Consider the following 10,397-nt stretch of genomic DNA (forward strand, 5'->3'; position numbering starts at 1 on the left):
ATTGTTGTTGATATTGAAGCAATGAGGGATATTCGGAAATTAAAGCTATGCGATATTCCTCTATGTTTTTATTTGAAGGGTTTTTTCCTCCCCAACAAATCTCATATCCATGCTGTCTGAAGTCTATTATTTGGTACGTTCAAAAACTGACGGAAATTATCTTATAGCTCGTCCTGATGCTGAAACATCGGGTTATTTATTGCTATTTAAAGAAAATTTTGATGCCCTTAGCTATCTAAATACTCACGCAGCAGAAGTGGCAAATCGCTTTGCTGTGGAATCTATTGCGCGTACACAGCTGGGAAATTTGCTCAAACGCTGGGGTTTTAGCGGTGTGGGTATTGTGACTGACCCGTTATTGCCCAAAATTGAGTTTTTACAGCACAATTAACTAATTCGTAATTCGTAATTTTATTAATTAAATAATTGTGCGATCGCACAAGTAAAATCAGGCAATATGGGTGAACTCAATTCATCACCATTGAATAACGTCCCAACTAACTTTAAACTCGCTTGTTCGCGTCTATATATTTCCACCTGTTGCTTACGCCAATCTACAATCCAATATTCTCTGACACCTCGTGATGAGTAGAGCTTAAGTTTTAGTTCTCTGTCCCGCTTTTCATTTTCACTACCAGCAGATAGCACCTCTACAACCAATTCTGGCGCACCTGTCAAATGCCCCGCCTCGTCTAGAAGTAAAGGCAATCTCTCGTTGCTAGCCCAGACAACATCAGGAATAACATTATCATTATCACCAAAAATTATTCCTGGAGCAGGTACGACCTGTCCCAAAGAAGTAGCTTGTGACCAAATGTGCAATGGAGTAATAATTCTGACACAAGTTTTTTGATGATTCCAGTGAGGCGCTCTTGTCACAAATAATTCTCCGTCAATAATTTCATAGCGATTTCCGTTATCTGGAAACAACTCTAAGTCGGCGGTAGTCCAGCGCACTCTCTCAGATATCGGCTGGTTCATAAATCATCTCGGTTAGGGGATTTACCTATTTTAGCTTGGGTGGAAATGGGACATTAATTAGCAGCAGAGTCGGAAGTCAATCTAAATTCCAAAAATATTGGGTGGAGCGATGCCTACGACGGCAAGCTACGCCCCACCCAACCTAAAATAATTTAATCATTAACTACTAATTCGCTACCTCAGCCACCTCAATGACTCGCCCTTCATAGTCCTTGACCAAAAAGTTCAGGGGTTTTTGGTTACGAATCTTCAATTTCAAACCGCGCGTTTCGACTCGCATTAAAATCATTTCTAGACAGTCATGGTCAAAACAAACGTGGCGTTGCTGATTTTTGCTACCTAAACTTGCACCAGTAATGACGTGTAGCTGGGTGTTTTTCTTTAATTGATACCACAACCCATCGTTAGCATTATTCATAATTTTGCTAGACAAGCTCGGCCCGGTAGACATATATAACGGGTCGATGCCAGTTGCGCCTATAGTTTGTTCGTAGTTGTAGTAGTAATGCAATGGCACCTCAGCTGCTGGCAAATCTAGCAGCCCTTCATACAATTGTCGGGCAACCTCCAAATCTGACACCATTACAGTATGTACTTTTGGGGCACTGGTGAGAAACATCCACATAGCACCAGCGTAAGCTGCTAGCAGCATTACCATAATGCCTTGGGTGGAGAATAGGCTATCTAAGGGTAGAGAAGGCAGAAAGGAGCCTAAAGTAAGGGGACTGAGCAGGAACGATACCACACTAACTGCTATAACCATGAACAAATAAGGATTCTTTAAGAGAGTTGATTTTATGATTGTCGATTAAGACTAAAATTAAGTCCTTGTTTTTAGTTTATCAATACTCAAGTAGTCTGAGTCTTATCTACAAACTGAGCAACACCAAGATATTATGCGATTAATTAGGGGAGTGCAATTCCTAAAACTATTTTAACAACTATCAACTCCAAGACTTGTGCAAATTCCTCATTTTCCCGAAGCTAATCACCCGCTAGTCAAGTCGCTGTTCCATCACAGTGACCATGAATTACTGACTCTGTTTCAGCGCTATCCAGATGCCGGAAAGTACTTTACGGTGATTTTTTGTCGCTATAGCCCCATAGTCTACACCTTAATTCGGCATTCGGCGCGATCGCCTGTGCAAGCAGATTATCTGTTTGCCCTTACCTGGCGACATATTTATTACGAACTCGGTGGACTAAAGTTAACTGACTCTGAATCAGGTGAGGAAGCTTTGACCATGCAGAATTGGTTAATTAATATGACAGCTTTTTGTATAAATGAGATTAAACTACCACCTACAGAAGCAATTCATTATTCTCTGCAAGCGACTTCGCCACCGCTATGGTGCTATGTAGAACAGGCGTTAGATCAACTTCCACCAGTTCTACGATTAATTGTGTTGATGGCTCAAACTTTCCACTGGAGCGAAACTAGAATCGCTGCTTATCTACAAGCTGAAGGAGAAGTGATCGCTCCCAATGAAGTAGCCAATTTTCTCCATGAAGGCTATCGTATGCTAGAGGACAAATTGCCCACAGATATCCGCGCTATATACTTTGGAGAAGATTTATCTCAATCAAAAACTTAAGTATAAATGCGTGTATTAATTGTCTTCAATTTAAAACATTAAAACTTTTTCTTAAACCTTCTACTTAAACCCGCAACTTTACGGGTAATTTTTATGAAACAACGGCTTGTATCTCCCTGGCAAAAGGTAGGTTTAATTTGTGTGGGTGCGATTTCTTGTCCCCAGGTACTTTTACAGAGCTTTTTACTGTTAGCTTTTTTGCTGAGTCCTGTAGCGGGTGCGGTTGATATTACCGAACAACTCCACCGCCCTTTAAATAATTCCGTTGGGCGACAATCAAGAGATGAAGCAGACGGTTTGCTGCGTATTGCTGAACAAGAATACGCTTCAGGACATGGCGACAAAACAATTGCGTCTTGTTTACAGGCATTAGAACTATATCATTCCATTGACGACCTGAAAGCACAAGGTATGACGTACAATTTGCTTGCTAAGGCTTATGTGCAGCTTGGTAGTTCAAAAGAGGCGGAAGATGCTTTCAGAAGAGGATTAGCGATCGCTCGTGATACTAAAGACTTGCAATCTCAGATTTTTGTGCTGAATAATATCGGTACATATCTGCTGCAACAAGGCGAATCCACTGCTGCTGGTAAAATAGTTGAAGATGCACTCTCCATTGCTCGCGGTGTCAAAAATATTGAAGGTGAAGGACTGTCTTTGAGTAATTTGGGTTTGGTAAGTGCCAGGTTGGGAGATTATAACAAGGCGATTAAACTCTACGAAAATGCTTTAATATTCCGCCGTCAGACTGGCGATGTCATCGGTGAAGCAAATACCTTGAATAATTTAGGAGATGCTTATTTAGCATCTGGAAATTATCAAGACACTATTGCTACTTATGGTGAAGCAATGCAGAGAGCTAAAACCAACCGCGATCACACTAATCAATTACGGGCAATTGACGGTTTAGTTACGGCGCATACTGCTGTCGGACGTTACGAACGCGCCTTTGATTTACTAGAGCAACGTTTAGCACTCGCTAAAGAATCACAAAATTTAGGCGAAGAATTAAAATCTTTTGCATCTTATGCCCAGTTATATAAGCAACAAGGTAATTATTTAACTGCCCGCAATTTTTACGAAAGGGCAATAATACTGGCGCGGACATTGCAAGATAGCAAGCAAGAAGTGCAATTGCTGGATCAGTTAACTAAAATGCTTCAGCAAAAGTAGTTAAAAGGGCGGTTGGAAACCGCGTCTACACAGTTTAAACCGACCTACGTGAGTTATAAAAGCTTAATTTCCTCTAGCCCAGGTCGGTGTAGCTCTTATTGTATGTAGCCGTAAAGAACCTTCGCCCTAGTTCTAAATTAATTTAAGAAAACTGAACCGTTTCGTTCAATTCTCATTGTACTTCTACCCTGTGTTGCATTGGTGGCTTCCTTAAATGTAACTTCCAAATTTCCTGGCTCTGAAGCAGTTTGTTGTGGAGTCACTATCAATTGTCCGCCATCTACTCGTTCAAATGTTACTGTTATTGGTACTTTTAAAGCTTGCAGCGTTACATCTGACTTCCCTTGTAGCGATCGCGGTGCCGTATCGCCAATCACTTGGAAAGTTATATTAGCCGCAGTATCATTAACTAACTTGATATTAACCGTGCCATTAGTAATTGCGATCGTCGCAGTGGGGGTTTGCCGTGGTTCTACCTGTGGTTGTTGGTCAGTAGAAACCGCAGGTGGTGAAGACTGTTGAGTTTGATCGCTAGGAACTGGTTGTGATGGTGTGACACCTGATCCTGGCGATCCGGGAGCTTGAGAGCGGTTGTAGGGTGGTTCGCTAAAAATGCTGGGCCTTGGGTTTAGTGTTGAAGAAGCGGCTCCTGGCTCTTTAACATTGGGAGTAGATTCTTGTGCGAAAGCTTGAGGAATTGCTGGCAGACTAATCAGCAATCCCCCACAAAGAACGCCAAATAACTTGCTAGACTTGCGGAAATTTGGAAACTTCATATTTGTTCTTAACTCCTAACAAAACTTCAAATTTTTTTATTACAAAAATTTCTCCAACCGGAAATTAAATTAGGTTTTATCGGTCGTTGAATATATCTAAATATTTAACAAATGACTCAATTTATTGTATCTAGCTAAGGATACGGAAATTATCTAAAAAAATGAAAATATTTCATTCTCAGGATTTAAAGTCTTAATCATTGTCATTAAGCACATTTGTGTAGTAGTAATATTTAATATACTGCTAAAAAATTAATTTTCTCGTTAATAACTAAAGTCAATTTGCATGGGCTAAAATCTTACATCTATCACAGGAAATAAAAATTTATTAGCGAATTAAGACTCAAGAGTTATTGGTAAAGTGATAGTAAAAGTAGTACCAATGCCTTGGGTACTTTCAACTTGAATATGACCGTGATGATGTTCGACAATAGCCTGAGCGATCGCTAATCCCAATCCTGAACCAGTAGCGCTGGCTGTAGCTGTATTCCCCGTCCTATGAGTACGTGCCGGATCTACTCGATAAAAGCGATCAAACAAGCGTGGTAATGCTTCTGCTGGAATTCCGATTCCAGTATCACTCACCTTAACTTGCAACTGGGCACTGGTATTACGTAGTCCAGAAACACGATTTATTCCTTCTATCCGTGCCAATTCCACTTTCACTCGTCCACGTGCTGGAGTGTAATGCAAAGCGTTAGCAATTAAATTTGTGAACAGCCGCATCAATTGATCCCAATTACCTATAAGAGTAAACCAATTTTCCAGTAATTCCGGGCTAGTTTCAGAAATAGGAGGATCAACTAAGTCTAGAGAAAGGGCGATTTCTTTCTCAGGGACTAACAATTGTTGTTCTTCAACCACCTCTATTAGCAAAGCATCCAACGGACAAGGTGAAAAAGTATCTTTGCTAATACCACTATCCTGTCGTGCTAAGAAGAGTAAGTCATCGACTAACTTACCCAAGCGCTGTGTTAACCGTTCCACCACCTTTAACTGTTGTCGATATTGCAAAGAAGTAGTTGTTTCTGTTTCTGCTAAATCCAAGTCAGCAAGCGTAACTTGCACATTAGTTTGAATCAAAGTGATAGGACTTCTAAGTTCGTGGGAAGCATCAGCAGTGAATTGTTTAAGACGTTGATAAGATTCACCCACTGGTTCCATCGCTTTACCCGAAAGAAACCAACCACTTGCACCTACGGAAATCACCATTAATCCAATACCTAATGCCAAATCAAAAATTAATTGGCGACTAGGTTTAGTAACTTCAAACCAGGGATGACTAACACGCAGATATCCTAATACTTGTCGTTTCATTTCTACGCGTTGGGTGACTTGTCGTAATAAGAGTGGGGAATTAGGAATTTTAAATTTTGAATTTTCACTCTCTGCCTTGACTACGCGCACAGTTTCACCAGTGCGATTGATATGAATGGGAATATTTAAGGGTTCAGATAGCGTTGACCAAAGTAATTTACCAGTTGGACTAAACCATTCTAGGTCGATGTGGTCATCTTCTACAGTGTCGGTATTATCACCAAAACTGGCTTCTATATTAATGCGAATTTTATCTGTATCAGTATTAATTGGCTCAAATATAAGCGTAGATGCACAACCACTATTTATGAGGCAACGCTCCACTATTTCCACTACATGGTTAAGGGTGTCATCAATCCGCTCAATCAGTGTAGTACGAACGTATAAATAAACGCCACTGGCAAACAGTAGCAGTAATACAGCAGTGACGGCAGTGTACCAAATTGCAAGACGGCGGCGAGTAGCCTGAAACATATTTTCACCTACTTCTTTTAACTGAATATAATAAAATTACATATTAAGAATAATTAAAAACTACTTATTATTATCAATAGTTTTGTCAAAAATAATACTACTTAATTTTTTAGCGATCGCATCAAATTTTAACGAGCAAAAAAATATTACTTTGTCTGCGAAAATAATATAAATATAATTTTGATTCAATTTGCTGAAGGGTTAAATAAAAATTTTAATCTTTGTATGCAGTGAGTCTATACAATTTTTATACAACAAAAGGTAAAGACTTTTAAAACCTAGTTTTTAGCCAGAAATTATATCAATTTTAAAAAATAATGCGACAAATAGTCTATTTGTAGAGACGCGATTTATCGCGTCTTTACCCAACGAGTGTTGCTGTAGGAACGAATAGTACAGCGTTAGCTAGGAACGAGCATCTAAAGAAGCGTTATTACGAATTACATAATATTAAACCCCTACCAAAACGGCCTCCCGCAGCTTGCCAATCACATCACTCAGATTACCCGTATTTAGGCGGTAACTCAGAGGATGGGCAATCAACCGCGCCGTGCTTTGATACAAGCTAGCAATTTCAATCAAACCATTTTCGTGCAAAGTTCGCCCTGTAGAAACCAAATCTACGATCGCTTCTGACATTCCAGTAATTGGGCCTAATTCCACTGAACCATATAACGGCACTATTTCCACAGGTAAATCCAGACTATGGAAATATTCACGAGCGCAATTTACATATTTTGAAGCAACTCTACCATGCGGTGGTAAATCTAAAGGCGATCGGTAAGAACTAGATGCTTTTACCGCTACTGACATTCGACAATGACCAAACTGCAAATCTACCAAGTGGGCAACTTGCGGTTGCTTCTCCCGTAACACATCGTAACCAACAACCCCCAGTTGTGCTTGACCATATTCTACATAAACAGGCACATCTTGCGCCCTTACCAGTAAAGCTTTCGCAACTCCCTTAGTATCAGGAATTTGAAGTTGGCGAGTTCCTGAATCTAAAAAAGCACTAAAATCTAATCCGACAGCTTGTAGCAAGCGGATGCTATTTTTAAGTAGTTCCCCTTTTGGCAATGCAACAGTCAGCATTTTTTTTATTGGTATCCTTAGCGTCTTGGCAGTTGAATAATATTGAGAATATCTCTATATGCTTACCACAAGCAGCATGAGAATTTTATTAGTTGATGATGAAGTTGAACTAACTCAACCCTTGAGCCGCTTGTTAACTCGTGAGGGTTACGCTGTAGATGCCGTTTATGATGGGACATCTGGCAGCGAACTTGCACAAGCAGGCAGTTATGACCTACTTATTTTAGATTGGATGCTGCCAGGAAAAACGGGTTTAGAGATTTGTCAGGAATTACGACGCCAAAGCAAAACCACTCCCGTATTATTTCTTACAGCAAAAGATACTCTTGATGATCGCGTACAAGGTTTAGATGCTGGTGCTGATGACTATTTGGTTAAACCTTTTGAATTGCGGGAGTTATTAGCAAGAGTCCGTGCTTTATTGCGTCGTTCCGGTTCCCAAACCTATGAAACTACTACCGGACGTTTAACCGTTGCTGATTTAGAACTCGATAGTGAAAATCAAGTAGCCTATCGCCAAGGACGGATAATTGGGTTATCGCAAAAAGAAAGCCAGTTGTTGCAATACTTTATGGAACACACTGGACAACTTTTGACTCATGCCCAGATTATGCAAAATTTGTGGCAAGAGTCAGAACAACCCAGTAGTAATGTAATTGCGGCATTAATTCGTTTGTTGCGGCGTAAGATTGAGGTGGGTAGAGAAACTACACTGATTCACACAGTCTACGGCAAAGGCTATCGTTTCGGTGCTTCTTCAGTGGAGTCAGTTTAGCGGCTATTTAGACTCACAAAGATTTGGCTAATTGTTCAGGAATTTTGCGGTTGATTGATAAGTTTTTAGGACTTACGCAAAAACATCTCTATAACTATTGTTCCTTTGTGTCCTTTGCGTCCTTCTTTAAAGACGACGCTGCACGAATGCAGTTCGTTTTTTCATGATTTTGCGTAAGTCCTAGTTTTGCTTAAGCATTAGTAACGAAACAGGTGGTGTTAGTAACAAACGCATTAGTTGTCTTAATAACGGATAAACATTGGTAACAAACGGACAAGCTGCGGTAGGAACAATAGCCTCATTCCTAACAACACGTCCATACAGTATTACCAATGTTTTCAAAGCTTTTCTCTTATTACCTTAGTCAACAGTATAATGGCGATCGCACTCACAACAACCATCAGTATCCCAGGTTCTATAGCTTTTATTTAATTGAACCACATCGTAAATCGATTATAATCAACCAACTTCAGCTTACAGTATTAAGATTTACCTATAAACTGATTAATTTGAAGTTGCAGTTTTTCTCGCAATTTTTGCGCCTGCTGATAAGCTGCTGTACGCCCTTTCTTTAAATGGGTATCTAATCCTGCTGGTTGCAAAGGGCTAATAAAGTAACGCAGACGAGTTTTCATTGTCCAAATTCCCATTGAAGGAAACAGAAGTAAAGCAAATATCAAAGGCGATAAAGGTAAGAATGGTAGTTTGACTAGTCGTTGCAATTTAGTGAAATTAATAGCCCAAGGATGTAGAAATTCACTGCCGATACAAACAACTGGGAGAATAGGAATATGATAGCGATCGCTCAACTGAACAAAACTCACATCAAACTTTTCTAATTGATAGCGTCTTCTCCAACCTTTAAAAGGCCCACGAATACCTTCGGGTGCATATAAAAGAATTTTACCTTGAGCAAGCGCCCCCTCAAAATCATCTAATTTGGCTCGCACACCACCTAAAACCTGCGACCATTGAGGTGGTAGCCACCAAATTACCCAAGGATGCTCAAATAATACTGGATTTGCTATGGGTTGTACTATCCATCCTTTGGCTTCACTTAATAAATAACCCAAGGTTAAAAAGTCCCAAGGAAAACACATTCCAGCATGATTCATTGCCACAATCAATGGTCCTGTTGGTGGCAAGTTTTCAACTTGTTGCAACTCTCCCCGAAAATAGTATTTAACTATAGGGCCCAGAAGTTCTTTGCGAAAAGCTTGTTGATATTTGGGATCAAATTCACCAACTTTTTTTTGAGGTGAACGAAAACCCAGACGCAACCAGCGACTCAGCAACGCTAAATAAAATCCACCAGGAATTAAAAATAATCCATATTCTAGCCAACTCCAACCATCTTGATCTGTGTGATAGTGCTGCCAATGGCGATTGAATAAAATTAGCCACCCTGGAGGATACCAAAGACAAAACCAATCAAACCAGTTAAATATATAGCCTTCATCTGGTGCATTTTCCTGTTGACTGTTTAATAAGTTTTCGGAGTGTTGATTAATCAAAACGGTTAAAAATTATGAATAGGCAAAATTTTTATTAATAGTGGATCTTCAAGAGCTATAAATCAGAAGAACCGATGTTTTTATTTATGGGATTGTAGCAAAGATGCTTTGTATTTCGCGGCACTTTCCGCTAGATACAATTGTTATTTTTGATTATAAAATATAAATGATTAATGACAGCCAACTCCAAAAATATTTTAGAAATGATTTATGACTGCTATATAGATAGTTTATATATAACAAATTAATTTCGATATGAATATATAAAAGTGTAGGGTATCACAAATTTTTTTGTTATGTGCAACGTCCGATCATAATTAAATTAATTAAATTGCTTTCGATAATACTATTATGGCATTGCAGATAGAACAAAACTTAATGTTTATTTTAGATATACCTTTACTATTTTGGTTGATTTACCCCTGATTAGATATTTTCCCTAATTCACATTTATTACTAGGATTCAATCATTTAATTGCTGCAATGAATCAATTTAAACCCTATTATACTTCTGGATGATTTAGCTTATTTACTACTTGCTTATCCCGGAAAGTGAGAGAAGAGGGATTATTACATTACCCAACAAGTCTAATAAAGAAAATAAAAAGCCCGTAGCTGACTTCACAACTAGGGGCATTTTATTATTGTAAGATAGAACCTGGCATCGAGCTATTTTTGCGTAGGGCAACCCCTAAAC

At 39.2% G+C, this 10,397-nt stretch carries 10 protein-coding genes; 4 read left to right on the forward strand and 6 right to left on the reverse strand.

What is annotated here, in order from left to right; all coding sequences use genetic code 11:
- Positions 1 to 109 precede the first annotated feature (109 nt).
- Positions 110 to 391 carry a hypothetical protein gene (locus V7K79_RS26640; RefSeq protein WP_335052012.1) on the forward strand — a complete coding sequence of 94 codons (282 nt, stop codon included), beginning with the start codon at positions 110 to 112 and terminating at the stop codon, positions 389 to 391.
- A 23-nt stretch (positions 392 to 414) separates the two neighbouring features.
- On the opposite strand, the gene V7K79_RS26645 is transcribed toward V7K79_RS26640, so the two are convergent.
- Positions 415 to 981, reverse strand: a complete 567-nt coding sequence (locus V7K79_RS26645; protein WP_335052014.1) for a Uma2 family endonuclease — start codon at positions 979 to 981, stop codon at positions 415 to 417.
- Between the two features lie 166 nt (positions 982 to 1,147).
- A complete protein-coding gene (locus V7K79_RS26650; RefSeq protein ID WP_335052016.1) occupies positions 1,148 to 1,744 on the reverse strand; it encodes a glyoxalase-like domain protein in 597 nt (198 codons plus the stop codon).
- 196 nt (positions 1,745 to 1,940) lie between these two features.
- On the opposite strand from V7K79_RS26650, the gene V7K79_RS26655 reads away from it, so the two are divergent.
- A complete protein-coding gene (locus V7K79_RS26655) occupies positions 1,941 to 2,576 on the forward strand; it encodes a sigma-70 family RNA polymerase sigma factor (protein ID WP_335052018.1) in 636 nt (211 codons plus the stop codon).
- Positions 2,577 to 2,669: 93 nt separating this feature from the next.
- The gene (locus tag V7K79_RS26660; protein ID WP_335052020.1) at positions 2,670 to 3,749 is read left to right on the forward strand and encodes a tetratricopeptide repeat protein; all 1,080 of its coding nucleotides are present in this window, start codon (positions 2,670 to 2,672) and stop codon (positions 3,747 to 3,749) included.
- A gap of 137 nt (positions 3,750 to 3,886) precedes the next feature.
- Here the strand turns inward: V7K79_RS26660 and V7K79_RS26665 are convergent, their stop codons facing one another.
- The 3 genes from V7K79_RS26665 to hisG form a co-directional block, all read right to left on the reverse strand.
- On the reverse strand, positions 3,887 to 4,525 hold the full coding sequence (locus V7K79_RS26665; RefSeq protein WP_335052022.1) for a hypothetical protein: 639 nt from the start codon (positions 4,523 to 4,525) through the stop codon (positions 3,887 to 3,889).
- A gap of 336 nt (positions 4,526 to 4,861) precedes the next feature.
- Positions 4,862 to 6,316, reverse strand: a complete 1,455-nt coding sequence (locus V7K79_RS26670; RefSeq protein WP_335052024.1) for a sensor histidine kinase — start codon at positions 6,314 to 6,316, stop codon at positions 4,862 to 4,864.
- A 450-nt stretch (positions 6,317 to 6,766) separates the two neighbouring features.
- Positions 6,767 to 7,411, reverse strand: a complete 645-nt coding sequence (gene hisG, locus V7K79_RS26675) for an ATP phosphoribosyltransferase (RefSeq protein ID WP_335052026.1) — start codon at positions 7,409 to 7,411, stop codon at positions 6,767 to 6,769.
- A gap of 76 nt (positions 7,412 to 7,487) precedes the next feature.
- On the opposite strand from hisG, the gene rppA reads away from it, so the two are divergent.
- On the forward strand, positions 7,488 to 8,186 hold the full coding sequence (gene rppA / locus V7K79_RS26680; protein ID WP_335052051.1) for a two-component system response regulator RppA: 699 nt from the start codon (positions 7,488 to 7,490) through the stop codon (positions 8,184 to 8,186).
- 482 nt (positions 8,187 to 8,668) lie between these two features.
- Here rppA and V7K79_RS26685 read toward each other — a convergent pair whose 3' ends face one another.
- Positions 8,669 to 9,700, reverse strand: a complete 1,032-nt coding sequence (locus V7K79_RS26685) for a 1-acyl-sn-glycerol-3-phosphate acyltransferase (RefSeq protein WP_335052029.1) — start codon at positions 9,698 to 9,700, stop codon at positions 8,669 to 8,671.
- Between the last annotated feature and the right edge of the window lie 697 nt (positions 9,701 to 10,397).

Source organism: Nostoc sp., assembly GCF_036917575.1.
GTDB lineage: Bacteria > Cyanobacteriota > Cyanobacteriia > Cyanobacteriales > Nostocaceae > Nostoc.

Excerpts from the sequence above, each read along its gene's own strand:
- V7K79_RS26640 (WP_335052012.1), top strand. The coding sequence starts at position 110 with ATGCTGTCTGAAGTCTATTATTTGGTACGTTCAAAAACTGACGGAAAT.
- V7K79_RS26645 (WP_335052014.1), bottom strand. The coding sequence starts at position 981 with ATGAACCAGCCGATATCTGAGAGAGTGCGCTGGACTACCGCCGACTTA.
- V7K79_RS26650 (WP_335052016.1), bottom strand. The coding sequence starts at position 1,744 with ATGGTTATAGCAGTTAGTGTGGTATCGTTCCTGCTCAGTCCCCTTACT.
- V7K79_RS26660 (WP_335052020.1), top strand. The coding sequence starts at position 2,670 with ATGAAACAACGGCTTGTATCTCCCTGGCAAAAGGTAGGTTTAATTTGT.
- V7K79_RS26665 (WP_335052022.1), bottom strand. The coding sequence starts at position 4,525 with ATGAAGTTTCCAAATTTCCGCAAGTCTAGCAAGTTATTTGGCGTTCTT.
- V7K79_RS26670 (WP_335052024.1), bottom strand. The coding sequence starts at position 6,316 with ATGTTTCAGGCTACTCGCCGCCGTCTTGCAATTTGGTACACTGCCGTC.
- hisG (WP_335052026.1), bottom strand. The coding sequence starts at position 7,411 with ATGCTGACTGTTGCATTGCCAAAAGGGGAACTACTTAAAAATAGCATC.
- rppA (WP_335052051.1), top strand. The coding sequence starts at position 7,488 with ATGAGAATTTTATTAGTTGATGATGAAGTTGAACTAACTCAACCCTTG.